The organism is Pseudomonas sp. PICF141 (assembly GCF_002286815.1).
Classification (GTDB): domain Bacteria; phylum Pseudomonadota; class Gammaproteobacteria; order Pseudomonadales; family Pseudomonadaceae; genus Aquipseudomonas.
This window is the reverse complement of the sequence record NZ_MUNM01000040.1, coordinates 34,436-51,030: the sequence shown is the minus strand read 5'-3', so window position 1 is coordinate 51,030 and position 16,595 is coordinate 34,436. Positions and strand designations below refer to the sequence as shown.

General features: G+C 56.1%; 11 protein-coding genes and 1 pseudogene. 7 read left to right on the top strand and 5 right to left on the bottom strand.

From position 1 onward, the window contains the following. Window positions 1-22 precede the first annotated feature (22 nt). From BZL43_RS09690 to BZL43_RS09670, 5 genes and pseudogenes are all read left to right on the top strand, one after another. Window positions 23-8,911 (top strand): DUF637 domain-containing protein, encoded by an 8,889-nt coding sequence (locus BZL43_RS09690; protein WP_095632106.1) that lies wholly within the window; start codon window positions 23-25, stop codon window positions 8,909-8,911. Then, on the top strand, window positions 8,908-9,390 hold the full coding sequence (locus BZL43_RS09685; RefSeq protein ID WP_095632105.1) for a hypothetical protein: 483 nt from the start codon (window positions 8,908-8,910) through the stop codon (window positions 9,388-9,390). The genes BZL43_RS09690 and BZL43_RS09685 overlap by 4 nt, the downstream gene beginning before the upstream one ends. Before the next feature lie 242 nt (window positions 9,391-9,632). Further along, a complete protein-coding gene (locus BZL43_RS09680) occupies window positions 9,633-10,088 on the top strand; it encodes an Imm42 family immunity protein (RefSeq protein ID WP_095632104.1) in 456 nt (151 codons plus the stop codon). A gap of 209 nt (window positions 10,089-10,297) precedes the next feature. Further along, window positions 10,298-10,542: pseudogene (locus tag BZL43_RS28795) on the top strand (EndoU domain-containing protein); the annotation flags it as partial. A gap of 21 nt (window positions 10,543-10,563) precedes the next feature. Next, window positions 10,564-10,812, top strand: coding sequence for a MafI family immunity protein (locus BZL43_RS09670; protein ID WP_256582834.1), 249 nt, complete (start codon window positions 10,564-10,566; stop codon window positions 10,810-10,812). A 191-nt stretch (window positions 10,813-11,003) separates the two neighbouring features. Here the strand turns inward: BZL43_RS09670 and BZL43_RS09665 are convergent, their stop codons facing one another. Together BZL43_RS09665 and BZL43_RS09660 are read right to left on the bottom strand one after the other, a co-directional pair. After that, the gene (locus BZL43_RS09665) at window positions 11,004-11,276 is read right to left on the bottom strand and encodes a hypothetical protein (RefSeq protein ID WP_028939944.1); all 273 of its coding nucleotides are present in this window, start codon (window positions 11,274-11,276) and stop codon (window positions 11,004-11,006) included. Between the two features lie 510 nt (window positions 11,277-11,786). Continuing rightward, a complete protein-coding gene (locus BZL43_RS09660; RefSeq protein ID WP_095632103.1) occupies window positions 11,787-12,521 on the bottom strand; it encodes a thioredoxin family protein in 735 nt (244 codons plus the stop codon). Window positions 12,522-12,721: 200 nt separating this feature from the next. Here BZL43_RS09660 and BZL43_RS09655 point away from each other — a divergent pair, with 200 nt between their 5' ends. Next, the gene (locus tag BZL43_RS09655; protein WP_095632102.1) at window positions 12,722-13,114 is read left to right on the top strand and encodes a transcriptional regulator; all 393 of its coding nucleotides are present in this window, start codon (window positions 12,722-12,724) and stop codon (window positions 13,112-13,114) included. 120 nt (window positions 13,115-13,234) lie between these two features. On the opposite strand, the gene BZL43_RS09650 is transcribed toward BZL43_RS09655, so the two are convergent. The 3 genes from BZL43_RS09650 to BZL43_RS09640 all read right to left on the bottom strand — a co-directional run bounded on the left by BZL43_RS09650 (window position 13,235) and on the right by BZL43_RS09640 (window position 15,293). Continuing rightward, entirely contained in the window at window positions 13,235-14,104 is an 870-nt protein-coding gene (locus BZL43_RS09650) for a DUF6279 family lipoprotein (protein WP_095632101.1), read from the bottom strand. 77 nt (window positions 14,105-14,181) lie between these two features. After that, window positions 14,182-14,898, bottom strand: a complete 717-nt coding sequence (locus BZL43_RS09645) for a TorF family putative porin (protein ID WP_095632100.1) — start codon at window positions 14,896-14,898, stop codon at window positions 14,182-14,184. A gap of 206 nt (window positions 14,899-15,104) precedes the next feature. After that, window positions 15,105-15,293 carry a hypothetical protein gene (locus BZL43_RS09640; RefSeq protein ID WP_017337097.1) on the bottom strand — a complete coding sequence of 63 codons (189 nt, stop codon included), beginning with the start codon at window positions 15,291-15,293 and terminating at the stop codon, window positions 15,105-15,107. Between the two features lie 350 nt (window positions 15,294-15,643). Here BZL43_RS09640 and BZL43_RS09635 point away from each other — a divergent pair, with 350 nt between their 5' ends. After that, window positions 15,644-16,480, top strand: a complete 837-nt coding sequence (locus BZL43_RS09635) for a S1 RNA-binding domain-containing protein (RefSeq protein WP_095632099.1) — start codon at window positions 15,644-15,646, stop codon at window positions 16,478-16,480. The last annotated feature ends 115 nt before the right edge of the window (window positions 16,481-16,595 follow it).

Genomic DNA, 16,595 nt, shown 5'->3' with positions numbered 1-16,595 from the left:
CTGCTTTAACGAGATTCAAATCATGGACGTTCGCCATTACGCCTTCCTCGCGCGCCAGCCTTCTGCTGCCGTCAAAAACCGAGAACACTTCTGGGGCATGCCCAAGCGCGGGTTGGCATTCCTGTTGGCCAACGTCATGTTTTGGCAGCCGATGTGGGCGCAGGCGGACGGGATTGTGGTGGCCTCGCCGGGCACCCGTCTCGGTCAGGCGGGCAATGGTGTGCCGATCGTCAACATCGCCACGCCCAACGGCACGGGCCTGTCGCATAACCAGTTTCACGATTACAACGTCGGCGCCCAAGGCGTGATCCTCAACAACGTCGCCAACCAAACCGGCGCGACGCAATTGGGCGGGATCATCGTCGGCAACCCCAACCTGACCAACCGGGTCGCTGCGCAAACCATCCTCAACGAAGTGGTCGGCGGCAGCCCGAGTCAGCTGCGCGGTTACACCGAAGTGGCGGGGCAGTCGGCGCGGGTCATTGTGGCGAACCCCTATGGCATCAGCTGCAACGGCTGCGGCTTCATCAACACCCCGCGCGTGACGCTGACCACCGGCAAACCGGTGCTGGACAACGGGCGTCTGGATCGCTTCCAGGTCGATCAGGGCAGCGTCTCCATTGACGGCGCCGGGCTCAACGCCAACAACGTCGACCGCTTCGAAATCATCACCCGTAGCGCGAAGATCAATGCCGAAATTCAGGCGAAAAACCTGACCATCATCACCGGTCGTAACGACGTCAACGCCGACAGCCTCAACGCCACCGCCCGCGCCGATGACGGCAGCGCCAAACCGCAACTGGCCATCGACTCCTCGGCCCTCGGCGGCATGTACGCCGGGGCGATCAGACTGGTGGGCACCGAGGCCGGGGTCGGGGTGAAACTCGACGGCAACCTGGCGGCCAGTGGCGGGGATATCCAGCTCGATGCCAATGGGCATCTCAGCCTCGCACAGACTTCTGCCACGGGCGCCGTCAACGTCAAAGCCGCCAGTCTCGACGCCCAGGGACCGGTTTACGCCGGCACCGCCGTCTACGTGCAAACCCAAGGCAACCTGACCAACCAGCAAACCCTCGCCGCCCGGGACAACATCACGTTGAGTGCCGGCGGTGTGCTGACCAACAACGGCATCATCGAAGCCGGGGTCAACGCCGACACCAGCCGCAACGCCAACGGCGATGTGAGCCTGAGCGCGCAGAACCTCAACAACACCGGTAAGACGGTGGTGGCCAGCCGTACCCTGACGGTCAACACCAGCCAGACTCTGAGCAATCAGGGCGGCACATTGAGCGCCGCGCAAACCGCGAACATCACGGTTGGAACGCTGGACAATCAAAATAACGGCCGGGTGTTGAGCAAGGGCAATCTCAACCTTACGGCCAGTCAGGTGCTAAACGGCCAAGGACTGATTAACAGCAGCGGTAATCTCAACGCCACCCTTGGCCACCTGAACAACCGCAATGGCGAGGTCTCCAGCACGGGCATCACCACGGTTGTGGGCCAGAGTCTGGACAACAGCGATGGCCGCCTTGTCGCTCAGCGCGGGCTGGATATTCGCCTCGACAATGCGTTGAGTAACGTCGAAGGCCTGATCAGCAGCGAAGGCACTCTGACGGTCAACGCGGCCAGCCTCGACAGCACTCGCGGCAGCTTGTCGAGCGCCGGCGCGCTGGCGCTGACCGCGACGGGAATGCTGAACAATCAGGACGGTTCGATCACCACCGACAGCCGCCTGACCCTCAAAAGCCAAAGCCTGAACAACCGCCAGAACGGCCTGATCAGCGGCAAGAACGCGACCACCGTCACCACCGGTACGTTCGACAACACTCAGGGCGGGCAATTGATCGGCGGCGATACGCTCGATTTGACCGCGACCCAAGTCAGCAACGGTGTTGCCAGCCGAATCGCCAGCGACAAAGCCCTGACCGCCAGTGTCGCCGGTTTCGATCAGCAGGGCGGTCAGCTGTTCAGCAAAACGTCCCTGAGCCTGGACGTGAATCAGGGCCAACTAAACAACCAGAACGGGCTGATCAACGCACCGTTGCTGATGTTGAAAAACCTCAAGGACGTCAACAATGGCGGCGAGATTTCCAGCGCCGAGGCCTTCACTCTGGCCGCGCAGAACCTGGACAACAGCAACGGCAAACTGCTGAGCAATCAGAACCTGACCCTGCGCATCGATCAGGCGCTGACCAACATCAAAGGCCTGATCAACGCCACCACCGGCCTGATAATCAACAGTAGCGGCCTGAATAACCAGAACGGTTCTTTGCTGGGCAGCGCCGTTGCCATCGACTTCGGGGCGGCCACCGGGGACCTGAACAACAGCGGCGGTCTGATCACTACCGCAGGCTTGCTGAGCCTCCAGCACCTGCGCGACCTGAATAACCGCAACGGTGAAATCTCCAGCAGCCAAAGCCTCGACCTCGCGGCCCGCGCCCTGGATAACAGCGGCGGCAAACTGATCAGCAGCAACCTGCTGACGGTCAACGCTGACACGGTACTCAACCAGGTCGGCCTGATCTCCGGCTGGCAAGGCCTGAGCCTCACCAGCAACAGCCTGGATAACCGCAACAAAGGCACGCTGTCGAGCCACGACGCCGATGTGGCCGTCAGTGTCAGCGGTGCGATTCTCAACAGCGGCGAAGGTGCGCTGGTCAGCCAGAAAACCCTGAGCGTCAACGCGGCCAGCCTGGACAACAGCAACGGCGGCATCCTCTCCAGTGCCGGCGCCCAGACATTGACCCTCAGCGGTCTGCTGAACAACGCCCAAGGCGGTTTGATCGACAGCGGCGCAACCCTGACCATGCAGGCCATGACGCTGGGCAATGCCGGCGGCACGGTCAACGCAAAACAGGACCTCAGTTTCACCGGCATCACACTGGATAACACCGGCGGCAATCTGATCGGCAACGCTGCCGTGACCCTGGACCTGCTCGGCATCCTGACCAACACCAAAGGCAAACTGGCCAGCGCCGGCCCGCTGCTGGTGCAGCGTGCCACGCAAATCAATAACCAGGGTGGCCAGCTCACCAGCCAAGGCTTGATGACCCTGCTCACCGGTGGCCTGGACAACCGCAATTTCGGCACCATCGCCGCCAACGATCTGCTGACCATCACCACGGACGGTACGCTGCAAAACAGCGCCGCCGGCCAGATCTACAGTCAGAAGGGCGACCTGCAAATCCAGGCCGCCAGCCTCGCCAACGCCAAGGGCACCCTGCAAAGCCAAGGGGCTTTGAACCTCACGGTCAGTGGCGATATCGACAACCAGAGCGGCCGCATCGTCGCCACGGACGGTGACCTGACCATCAAGGCCACCAACCTCGACAACCGCGGCGGTGTGCTCGCCAGCCTGCAAGCCGCGTTTACGGCCAACCTGAGCGGCGTACTGAAAAACGGCTATGACCTGAATAACAACCGCCGCAGCGGCGTCACCCAGGCCCAGCGCCTGAACCTGACCGCGCTGGCCGGCATCGACAACTACGGCGGGCGTATCGCTGCGCAAAGCGGCGACGCGATCATCGTCACGGGCAACTTCGACAACCGCAACGGCGGCCTCTATGCCAAAGGCAAGGTCAACGTCACCGGCAACAATTTTGACAACAGCGGCGACAATGACGGCCAGATTGCCGGTCAACAGATCGACCTCAATCTCAGCGGCGCCCTGAACAATCGACTGGGCATCATCGAGAGCGACACTACCCTGGCGATCAAGGCCGCCAGCCTCGATAACCAGACCGGTCAACTGCGCGCCCTCGGCACCAATGGCAAAACCAGCTTCCAGATCGGTGGCCTGTTCGACAACCGCAACGGCACCCTGGAAAGCGCCAACACCGACCTGACCATGGTGGTGGGCAGTTTCCTCAACGGCGGCGGCAGTTTGTTGCACGTGGGCAACGGCACCTTCGACATTTCCACCGCCAACGTCACCGGCGCCGGCGGCAGCATCGTCACCCGTGGCGGCCTGACCCTCAACGCCGACAGCTGGACCAACAGCAACGTCATCCAGGCCGGGCGTCTGAAGGTCAACGTCACCAGTTTCACCCAGACGGCGAGCGGTCAGTTGCTGGCCTCGGAGAGCCTCGTCGGTACCGGTGTCAACTGGTTCAACGAGGGGTTGATTGCCAGTGACGGCAGCCTGCAGCTCAACCTCAGTGGTGCCTATACCGGTGCAGGTCGAGTCACCAGCCTGGGGAGTCTTTCGCTCAGCGCGGCCAGTCTGAATCTGGCCGAAGCCGGACGAATTGCCGGCGGCGGGCGGACAGATATCAGTGCCTCGGGCCCGATCATCAACTATGGGCGGATCACCTCAAATGACGATCTGCTGCTCAATACGGCATCCCTCAGCAACTACGGCACTGTGGGAAGTGCACAAGACCTTACGGTTAACGCCTCGCAATTGCTCAATCAGCGGGGCCTGATTTTCAGCGGCGCGAACATGCAGCTGCGCAGTAATACGCTGACGAACAACTATGGCGACATTTACAGCCTGGGTGATTTGACCGTCTCCCGGAACGCGGCGGGCGAGCGGGCCGACGCTATCGAAAACATCTCCGGCAGCCTGGAAAGCGCCGGTGACATGCGCTTGCTGGCGACTTCAATCAGCAACCGCAGGGACGTGCTGACCTTCGCGGAGCAACGGGTGAATGGCACTATCACCCACAGCTGTAGCCATTGCTCGGACGAGTGGAACGTCTGGTACTACGTCACTGAAGTGTATGAGCGCACGGTCGATAAAGACTCGCCGTCTGCCTTCCTGACATCCGGGGGTAACCTCGATATCACTGGATCGAACTTCCTCAATCAATACAGCTCGGTGTCGGCTGCCAAAAACATCAACATCACGGTCGACACGTTCAAGAATGAAGGTGTGGATCTAGAGACCATTACTTATCGCAGCCACTATAAAAACCCTGCCGACACGGAGCCGGGAAGCATCTACCTGGGGTTGATCGACCCGGGCGGTGCAGTCAATGAGTACAACAAATACAGCGCCAAATACGTGCCGTTATACCGGCGAGCCGATGGCGGTTACTTCTACCAACAGGAGAGCGGATTAAGCACCGAGCTCAACCCTGATTACGATCCGTCGAAGAACTTGCCGGTGCCTGAAGCGGTCACCAAATATGGGGTTTTCTCGGCCACGCAAACCGCCAGCACCGGTAAAAGCATCAACGCCGTTATTCAGTCCGGTGGCAGTACGACCATCACCGCTTCGACTTCTTTCAACAACAGCGTGCAAACGGTCAACGCGCCCATTGTCACCAGCGACAGCAAGGTGGACGCCACCGGCACCCAACGCGCGACCACTCCATTCATCGTCCACCTCAACAGCCAACTCCCACCGGACCTGGCCCAACAACGGGTCGATCCCCTGACGCTGCCGGGCTTCGTGTTGCCGCAAGGTACAAACGGCCTGTTCCGCCTCAGCACGCAGGGCACGGCTTCTGGCGCCGGCAACAACGGTCCGCAAAGCTGGACCCTGGGCGGTGCCAGCATCAGCCCGACCCAGCGGCAGCAAACGGTACCGGCCACCAGCGCCGTCACGATCAACCGTGTGCAAGGCCTGCCGAACAATGCCGGCAAATCCCAGCCGCACAAATACCTGATCGAAACCAACCCGGTACTCACCGACCTCAAGCAGTTCATGAGCTCGGACTACCTGCTGTCGAACCTCGGTTACGACCCGGAAACCAGCGCCAAACGCCTGGGCGATGGCCTCTACGAACAACGCCTGATCCAGCAAGCGGTAGTGGCCCGTACCGGCCAACGCTTCATCGGTGGCCAGACCAGCGACGAGGGCTTGTTCAAATACCTGATGAACAACGCCGTCGCCAGCAAAACGGAGCTCAACCTGTCTCTGGGCGTCAGCCTGACCTCCGAACAGGTCGCAGCGCTGACCCACGATATTGTCTGGATGGAAGAGCACGAAGTGAACGGCGAGAAGGTGCTGGTGCCGGTGCTCTATCTGGCCCAGGCCAACAACCGTTTATCACCCAACGGCGCGTTGATTGCCGGCAACGACATCACCCTGATCGCCGGCAAGGACCTGAACAACGCCGGCACCTTGCGCGCCTCCAACAACCTGTCGGCCACCGCCAGCAACGACCTGGTCAACAGCGGTCTGGCGGAAGCCGGCAACCGCCTCGACCTGAAAGCCAGCAACAACCTCGTCAACAAGGCCGGCGGCATCATCGCCGGCCGTGACGTCACGCTCACCGCCACCCGGGGCGACGTGATCAACGAACGCACCGTCAGCAGTTACGACGACCAGAACGGCCAATGGTCCTGGTCCCAGGGCTTTGCCGACAGCGCGGCACGGATTGAAGCGGCCAACAGCCTGACCATCGGTGCCGGGCGCGATTTCAACACCATCGGCAGCGTGGTCAACAGCCGGGGTGAGCTGACGATTAACGCGGGCCGGGACGTGAACATCGTGTCGGCGCAAAAGAGCAACAGCATCACCGATGGCCGGGATCATAACGATGCGTCGGTGACGCAGCTTGGCTCTCAGGTCTCGGCGGGGCGCGATATGACCATTGACGCCGGCCGCGACTTGAGCGCGATTGCCAGTCAGATCGATGCCCAAGGCGACATCGCCATGGCTGCCGCAAACAATCTGACCCTGGCCTCGGCGGCGGATGAACAGCACTCGTATGAAAAAACCGAGAGTGTCACCAAGCAGGAAGACCATGTCAGTCAGGTGTCCTCGGAGATCACCGCGGGGGGCAACGTTGCCCTGAAGGCGGGCAAGGATTTGACGCTGATCTCGAGCAAGGTCACCGCCGGGGATGAGGCCTATCTGGTGGCCGGTGACAAGCTCGAGCTGCTGGCGGCGCAAGACCGCGACTACACGCTGTATGACATGAAGAAAAAGGGCGGTTTCGGCGCCGAAAAAACCCAGCGTGATGAAGTCACCGATGTAAAAAACATCGGCAGTGCAATCACCACCGGGGGCAACCTGAGCTTGGTCAGCGGGGGGGATCAGCGGTATCAGGTGGCGAAGCTGGAGAGTGGTAAGGACATCATCCTCGACAGTGGTGGGGCGATCGTTTTTGAAGGGGTGAAGGACCTTCATGATGAGAGCCACACCAAGAGTGATGGCGACGCTTTCTGGACCTCATCGAAAGGCAAGGGCAATACCGACGAGACGTTGCGCCAGACCCAGATGATTGCCAAAGGCAACATCGTGATCAAGGCGGTCGATGGTCTGCAAATCGACGTCAAACAGGTGAATCAGCAAACCGTCAGTCAAACCATTGATGCGATGGTCCAGGCCGATCCACAACTGGCCTGGCTGAAGCAAGCCGAAGCACGTGGCGATGTGGACTGGAGGCAGGTCAAGGAAATCCACGAGTCGTTCAAGTACGAGAACTCGGGACTTGGCCCGGCTTCGCAGTTGATCATTGCGATTGTCATGGCGGCCTTTGTCGGCCCTGCGGCACTGAGTGCTTTTGCCAGTATGGGGACCATCGGAGCCGCAGGCCTTGCCGCAGTGGCTACGGGTGCTGCGACGAATGCGACGACTAGTTTTATCAACAATGGAGGGAATCTTGGGGCGGTATTCAAGGACGTGACGTCCTCGGATGCGCTCAAGGGGTATGTGATATCGGGTGTGACGGCTGGTTTAACGGCTGGTGTCTTTGACGGCATTGTGAAAACAACGACCAACCCGATTACAGGCAAGGTAACCGTTGACCTCAGCAGCCTGGAGGGGATTGGTCGGTTTGGCGTAAATCAGGTATTGCAAGGCGGAACGTCCGCATTGCTGGGCAAGGCGCTGGGGGAAGACGTCAACGTGAGTGATGTGTTGAAAACTGCCTTGTTCAACACATTGGCGGCAGCCAGCTTCAATGCCGTAGGTGATTACACCAAAAACGTGTTTGACGATGGTTCTGCAGCTAAAGTCGCCATTCACGCCGTGGTGGGCGGGTTGCTCTCAGAGATAACAGGCGGTGATTTTGCAACCGGAGCCTTGGCGGCTGGTGCGAATGAAGCGCTCATCGTAGACCTGAATAAGTTGGTTGGTGGCAACCCTGACTTGCTCTCAATGGCGTCGCAGATCGTTGGGGTGCTTGCGGCATCGACGCAAGGGGATGTTGATGCGGACAATTTGCAAACCGGGGCATGGGTTGCCAACAATGCGACGCTGTACAACTTCATGGGACATCAGGACCTTGATGCCTTGGAGGACGAAGCCCGTGGATGTCCAGCCAAAGGTAACTGTGAAGAAGTTAAGGAGAAATTTCGGCTTCAAAGCGTCGCTGATGATGACGCGCTAGCGGGGTTGTGCACCAGTAGTCCGGATCAGTGTATTCAGCTTTTCGGTGATCTCTTGCATGATCGGAACAGCTTGCAGGAGCGTCTTGCTCAAATGTCCCTTGATGACAGCATTCCTTCGATGTTCAAGGAGGACCTGCATCGTTATCAGCTGCAAAATACCAGTGCCATCACGGCGCTGACCAAAGCACAATCGCAATTGAACCTACTCAACCAAGGCGTCTCGCCTGAAGATGCCGGATGGTTCAGTGACCTGCTTGCCGCAATGGGTGGGGGGGTGATTGGGAAGGGAGGTAGCAGTCGTACTCCACGGAATGCAAGTAACCTTGCTGGAGGCCCGCTTCAGAGTGCCACTCAGGTTAGTGGCCGATTCATACTGGAAGGTGGCCCCGCCAATGGAACAATGTACCGGGCGGATAACCAAGGGAATATTACCAGCTATGCTGTTTATGATTCTTCTGGAATGATTGTTAAGAGAGTTGATGTTACAGGTGCCGCTCATGCTAATGTAGCGACGCCCCATGTAATAGAATATACAAAGAATACGTTGCCGGATGGGACGATCAGAGTTCAGTCCCCCTCAACGAAATCGCCACCAAGACCTGCTACGTTGGATGAGATCCCATGATAAAAATTAATACAATTAAGCCGTTTAGTGGTTTGAGTAAGTATGAACTATGGCGATCCCAGTGGGCGGATAAAAATAGTGTTGATGTATTTGCTTATATGAGTGATGTATGTAGTCCTGAGGATTCATTGTTGTTTTGCCGACTGTTGTTTCCTGATTTTGTCGTCGTGGGCGAAGCTGTTATTCTAGAAAGCAAGTATAATGTTGATGTTTTTGCATCTTGGATGCAGAGTTTTGAAGGTGATATTGGTGCAGTAGAGAGAATGTTAAATCATACTCATTTATATGATGTTTTTGCAGGCTGCACTGATAAGGTGGATGATGTTGTCTTTGAGCAGTTGTGCGAAATTGTTGCATTATCTTGGCGTTTGGTTTTAAAGGATAAGTTTCCGAATAGGTTGTTTTCTGTTGAGGTTTCCAATTCTGATCAGGACTACGGTCCAGTTGTTACTTTTTTTCAAGTTATTAAGCAGGCGTGAGACAAGAGAAGGGCGGGGACAGGCCACGTTTTTCTTGAGAGCGTAAAGGGGACAGCGTAAAGGGGACGGATTTATTTTCTAAGAGTGGTGGCCAGAAAATAAATCTGTCCCCTTTTTTCTCGTCCCCTTTTTTTCTCATTGGGCAGGAAGCACGGGTGACGAAAGAGTGCCTATTAATAAGGCCGATATTCCGCAAAGTGTAAAGGATGTGTTAGGGGTAAAAGGAAAGTGGAGGTGATGAAATGATTTTTGGTGATCCGATAAAATTTGCCATCCTGATGAAGTACATTCCGCAATGGAGTCAAGAAGGTAGTTATAAAAATGGGATGTTTCATTTTATTATTGACTCTGCAATCTTTCCTGATGTGGCGGGTGTTGCCACGTTAGGAGGTGATGTTCACTGTGTGAAGTCAGATAATGCTCTAGTCAATCCAGTTGATGACTCGAAATTATTTCATATGGATGCCAAGATTGCATTTCTGTACATGCTTGAGGGTATGTTGCCTGCGAAGCTGGGCGCTGAGTCTCATGAAGGTTTTGTTGAGGATTATAGGTTTCACGCATCGTCAAATAATCTAGAAGAGTTTGGGTGCTTTGTTTTTGCAGTAGGGTTTAAAAATAAAATAAGGATACTGGGGGCTAATCTTAACTGTCTCTCTAGTGAGGGGGGGTGCAGTAACTGGTTTGGAGTTGGTTAAGGTGTCTGAAGTGATAATTGATAAAAAAAAGGCCTCTGAGATAATTTTTGATGTGGTTAAAGATTATGAGTCAAAGCGAGAAACTTGGTGAGGGGAAGGGGCATAATTATGGTTGGGTCGTAAAGGGGACGGATTTATTTTCTAAGAGTGGTGGCCAGAAAATAGCGTCAGAAAATAAATCTGTCCCCTTTAAAGTCGGGGAAAACAGTTTTCCGGAAAGCTGGTCCGCAGATAAGGTAATTCATGAAGTGGGTGATATTGTGACATCGCCAGATACGAAGTGGTATGCCCAGACAGGAACGGGCGGTTTGTACACAAAAAATGGCGATCCAGCGAAGTGGGTTGCTTACGAGGTGCGCGATGGGGGCGTGTTGTCTATCAACCCGCGATAAGCAATGTCGTAACTGCATTTCCTGACGACGCACCTATACCACCCTATAAGTCGATTAAGTAGGCTGCTATGTACTCGCAATGAATATTAAAGTTAGGTGCTAAGTTTGAAGGGCGTTTGGAGGCGGTGTTTCTTGAGGGTGCATTGGACTATGTTAAATATAATGAAGAGAGCTTGGCCTTAGAGATTCTTTGTGAACGTATTTGTGAATATGATGTGGCTTTGACTATTGATGAGCTTAAAGAAATTCAGCAGTTAGCATTAGATATGGGGTTTGATGTCGGAAATTCTCCTTTTAAATATTTACAGGCGCTGACGAAGACGGAAGATTAAGGTTTTAATGCCTAAAATGCCTGTGAGAAAAGGGGGCTGGAGAAAAGGGGACGGATTTATTTGTCTGGTCTGTCCCGTCCTGAATAAGGTTTACACCTTCTGATCTATCCTCAGGAGGGTGTAATGGAAGCAGGTAAATAAATTTGTATACCCCATATGAAACAGGCGACCTATAGGTCGCCCATTTTCATTCACTCCGCAGCCTGCGCCCGCAACCGTCTACCAATCACATCCATCAAATCACAACCATCCCGCAACGGAATGGCCAGCAGTTTGGAAAAGTCAGAAAGCACCACCGTGTCGCAACCAATCTCGGCACGAAAGGCGATGTTCTCCAGCACCTGGGTAACCGTGCGAATGCGGTAATCCGCCATCGCGTGCAGGACGTCGAGTGGCGCTTGGGTATCAATAAGTAGAGACGCCGGGATCAGGTCGATTCCGGTGAGGGGCATGTATCGATTCATTTGAAGATCTCTGTTTGATTGGCTAATGCCGTCACTCAGTCGTCGCCAAACGAGAGGGTGGCAGCTGTACGCAGGTTGGCGAACCGGTACAGAGAAACCGGCAGATCCGAAGATCTCCCGCGCACAGCCGCCATAAAATAGCGGCTTTGCGGGTGCGTTGGCGCCTGCAATTAAGCTGATAGCCTTCGCATTCTCTATAATCAGGTCGCCAAACCTGAATCGCCATTTGGGCGACGGGCGGACTATAAGCTTCATCGTTCCAGCGGTGCAAGGTGCCTGATTCCGAGGTTGTTGTAGGGCATTTGCCCCAGTTGCAGTCAGGCAAACGGATGCAACCTACAGAACACCACGCAACCTTGTGGGAGCGAGCCTGCTCGCGAAAGCGGTGTATCAGTCGACATCAATGTTGAATGTCAGTCAGTCATCGCGAGCAGGCTCGCTCCCACAGGGGATTTGTGGTGTTCACGGATGTTGTGTTCAACCCGAGCCAATGCCCGCGATGGCTGCGTTCTATCCTCCATGGCAGCAACTGGCCGAGGCCTTGTTCTCATACCGATCGTGATGCCTCACCCAATCCATGATCTCCTCTTCATTACGCCCTTTCGGCGTTAGATCGAGATAGTTGTAGGCCCCCACCAGCAAATCCAAACCTCGGGCATACGTTGAATAGGTGTGAAAAATCTCCCCCGCTTCATTGCGATAAAACACGCTGAGCCCTGGGAGTTCTTCTTCGGCGCCGTCGGATTTCTCGTAGTTGTAGGTGGCTTTTCCAGCGGCGACGTCTTCGGCTCGGGCTGAGACGCCAAAGTCATAGTTGAAGTCGCAGCCTTCGGACGAGACCCAGTCGAATTTCCAGCCCATGCGCCGTTTGAAGGGTTGGAATTCGGCGAACGGGGCGTGGGAAACCGCGACCACGGCTACATCATGATGGGCCAGGTGTTGGTTGGCGCCGTCGATGTGGTCGGAGAGGAACGAGCAGCCTGGGCAGCCTTCGTCCCAGCCTGCGGCGAACATGAAGTGGTAGATGATCAATTGGCTGCGGCCGCCGAACAGGTCGGCCAGGCTCAGTTCGCCGTTGGGGCCCTGGAAGCGGTAGGGTTTGTCGATTTTCACCCAGGGCAGGGCACGGCGTTCGGCGCTGAGTTTGTCTCGTTCCTTGGTGAAGGCTTTTTCGTGGGCCAGGTGTTGTTTACGGGCGGCGAGCCATTCTTCCCGGGACACGACCGGATGGTTCTGAATGTTCATGGTGATTTCTCCTGCATGCTTTGGCGAAAGTCGATCCGCGCAGAGGGGTAAACCGTCTTACACAGCCTAGTCGTTTGGCCTGCGCTCAAATCGACAGGCCGCCGGTCGGTAAGGCGAAATATCTCGGCTGAACGGCTGCTGTTCATGTCGGTCACAACTATGAAGGCCATTTCACTCACGGGCTCTGGAGGTTGATCAGGATGACGACTTATAACTGGGATTTGATGGAGCGCTTGCTGCATGAAGTGCAGAACGGCGCTGGCCACAGTTTCACTCCTCGGCCTTATGCCGAGCAGTATGCGGCGCAGAAAGCCGCCGCGGGTGAGCCGTTCGAGAACCTGGATCACCTGAAAACGGTGGCTGGCGAGTATGAAAAACTACTGCTGCAGCGCGGCTATATCGAGCCTCGGCCCGAGGACCAGGGTGGTAATGGCGAGAACTACATTTTGACGCCCAGGGGCTCGAGTTTGTTGAGCCTGATCGACAGCAGCATTCCGGGTAATGAGCATCCGCGGCAGGTGCTGGATGAACAGGAAGATGCGCTGGAGGAATTGACGTTTGATGAGGTGGCGTCGAAGGCGCAGATTGCTTGATACCGTAAAAAGCTTCGCGGGCAAGCCTCGCTCCTACGGGTTTTGTGTTGTTCACAAAATGTGTGAACGACACTTATCCGTAGGAGCGAGGCTTGCCCGCGAAGCTTTTATCTTTGGAACCTATACCTTCCGCGCCGCTTTCAGGCATTTCAAATCGGCGAAATCCTTGCGCACGCCTTCAATTTTGTGCAGCAACCGTTCACGTTGAACCGGTGTGCTCTCGGCCATCACGTCCACCAGCAACGCCCGAGCCTGGGCTTCGGTGTTGTCGTAGGCCTCGCGGTAAGCCGGCGTCCACAAACTCTCGCGATTCACCAGAAGTGTCTCGATTCGCTGTGGGAATTCCGGGCTCTGCCGCTGCGCGACTGCCGCGCTGAATTGCTGTTGCCAATGGGCGCGGTTGGCAATCCATTGTGTGTTTTGATCACCCAAGGCAGTCGACCAGGCCACTACCCGTTGCTGTTGGCTCGGGTTGAGCGGGCCGAGCCAGACATTCAGGCGTTTCTCCATGCGCTTGCTCCGCTCCCTGATTTGTTGCTCCAGAGACGGTTTGAGGTAGGCCTCCTGACGTTTGCGCTGGTCCTTGGCGAAGGCATCGTTCATTTCCGCGACTTGCTTGTCATCAAGACCCTGCAACAACTCGATGGCCGACGGGGTGATTTCCCGGGCGGTTTCGGCGATGGCCTGTTTAGCTTCCTGGGCGCGGGTTCGCAGTGCGGCGTCGGTGATCTGGTTGGCCTCGACCATGGCCTGCAAGCGATCCAGCCAGTCGAGGTAGCCGGGCAATTGCGTGTTGCAATGCCAGGTCAGGTGTTCTTTGAGGCGCTCGTTGAACCAGTCTTTTTGTTCGTGATTCATCTCCAGGTAGTCGCTGAGCGTCCAGGGAATGATCACGTCGAGATTGCGGTAAGCCAGGCCTACGCGGCTACATGCGGCGACGGTAAGGCTAAGGGTGATGATGACGCCGACCTGCTTCAACCAGTGCGACATGATGAGTCCTTGCGAAGACCTGGTTTCTTGAGGGGTTCTCTTGTGTGATCGCGGGATAAGCCCGGCGGTTCAGCCAATTAATAGAAGCTGTGTGCAGCCTTGAGCGTCACCACGCCGTCGCACTGGGCATTGTGGCCTGAATAAGCGGAACAATCGTTGCCGCTAAGGCTTGAATCACTGTAGATCAAGTCCAGATCGATGCCCATGAATGGGCGGGACAATTTCACCGACCAGTCGGTAAAACTCCCTACATACCCATCGTCGACGGACACCGGCGTGTTGAGTTGGTGGGTGGTGTATTTCAGGCTGAGCCCGATGCCGAACGGCTGATTGCCACTGAGGTCGGCAAACAGGGTGCTGTTCTGTTTGTCGGGGTCGTTGCTGAAGGCCGCGCCGAAGCGGCTGCCCAGCAGGGTCAGGCCGCCGAACAGCTCCTGGCTGTCAAGGGTGTCCACTTGCGGGTAGCTGTAATGGATCATGCCCACTTCGTAGCCGAAGGAGTGATCGAAAGGCTGTTTAAAGCCCATGTAGGAATCGACTTCAAGATTGCTCGACGGGCTCAGTCCCATGCTGGGGGCCCATTGACCGACGTAGAAGCCGCTGTCGTGGCTCAGGTCGAGGCCACCATGGAACGAGCCGGTCGTCGAGGGTTTGACCAGCCCCTGGGCCATGCTGCGGCTGGGGGTGGTCGCGAGCTGGAGATCGAAATCGCCCAGTTCGCGCTGGAAGACTTGCGCTTGGGCGACCGAATACCACAGCAGGCTGCCGAGCAGAAAAAGAGGGGACTTGAGCATGCGTCACTCCATGAACAGCGAGGAGCAGGTCCTGAAAACCTGCTGAAACGCTTGATCCAGACACGTGCAAGCATACCGACGAATGTCCGGCATCGAGGGCCGTTCGTCGATTTTTGAAATATTGATTTGTTTTATGGGGTATTGCGGGAGGGTTCCAGTCCAAGCGCTTCGAAGCTCAAAGCGCTTACGGACCAGCTAACGGGGAGTTACTTCTTGCCCAGCGTGATCTGCTTGGACGGGCCGAAGGTCTGGCCGCTGACGCCTTTGGCAATTTGCTGGATCTCTCCGCCAGACTTGAGGAACGCAGCGATCTGGTTGTTGATCGATTCGCTGGTTTCAACGGCTGGAGCTGGCTTTGCTTTGCTGTTGGATGCTTTTACACGCATGGCGGCCATTAACCTGTAGAAATTAACTTGGCCAGGCATCGTACAGGAAATACTTGACAATTGCTTGGTAAATATCCTTTTGAAATACGCCTTGAGCAAGGCGATTTATCGCAAGTTATTATTCGCAATGTTCCTCTAAGCTGCTGTTTTAACTAGGAACCCGAGTGAAGAACAAGCGTTTTTCGGGCGGGCAGGCCTTGGTGCGAGGCACTCGAATGGTCTGACGAGCGGGCAAGCGCATCGAATAAAACCCAGGAAAATTAAGACCTTCGACGGATTTTCTTGCGCCACCGGGCCGGCCGCCGAACGCGACCCGCAAAACCGGGTAGAATGCCGCCCACGCAATGAGGGTATTGGACATGGCTTTAATCGGGCGCTACAACAGTTTGCAAGTGGTTAAACACACTAACTTCGGTTTATATCTGGACGGTGGGGCGGATGGCGAAATCCTTCTGCCTAACCGTTATATTCCCAAAGATATTCCCAGCGAAGATGAAGACTGGCTCAACGTTTTTATTTATCTGGACAGCGATGACAAACTTATCGCTACCACCGAAAAGCCGAAAGTTCAGGTCGGTGAATTCGCCAGTTTGAAAGTTGTTGAAGTCAACAGCATCGGCGTGTTCCTGGATTGGGGTTTGCCGAAGGATCTGCTGCTGCCGTATTCCGAAGAAAAGCGCCAGATGACAGCCGGCGAGTACGTCGTGGTGCATGTCTACCTCGACAAACACACGCGGCGCATTACCGCGACGGCACGTCTGGATCGCTATCTGGACAAGACCCCGGCCAATTACACCCAGGGCCAGGAAGTTGATTTGCTGGTGGCCGAAGCGACCGATATGGGTTTCAAGGCAATCATCAACAACAAGCATTGGGGGCTGATCCACAAGAACGAAATTTTCAAGTTCATGCGCGCCGGTAAAGAAGAGAAGGGCTTTATCAAAGAAGTCCGCGCCGACGGCAAGATCAGCCTGAGCCTGCAACCGGTGGGCGAGGAAGCGGCCACCAGCCTGAACTCGAAGATCCTGGCCAAGTTGCGCGACAACAACGGCACCCTGCCAGTCAGTGACAAGAGCGACCCGACGTTGATCAGCAGTATGTTCGGCGTCAGCAAGGGCAACTTCAAAAAAGCCATCGGTTCGTTGTACAAGAACGGCCAGATCGTCATTCACGCTGATCGTATCGAGCTCAGCTGATTCGAGTTGCCTGCAAGGTGTTCTTGCGGGCAATCCTCCTTCGTTTTGCGAAAAATGCCAGCGGCCGTAATGCAATCTGTAGCAGCTGCCGAAGGCTGCGTTCGGCTGCGCAGCA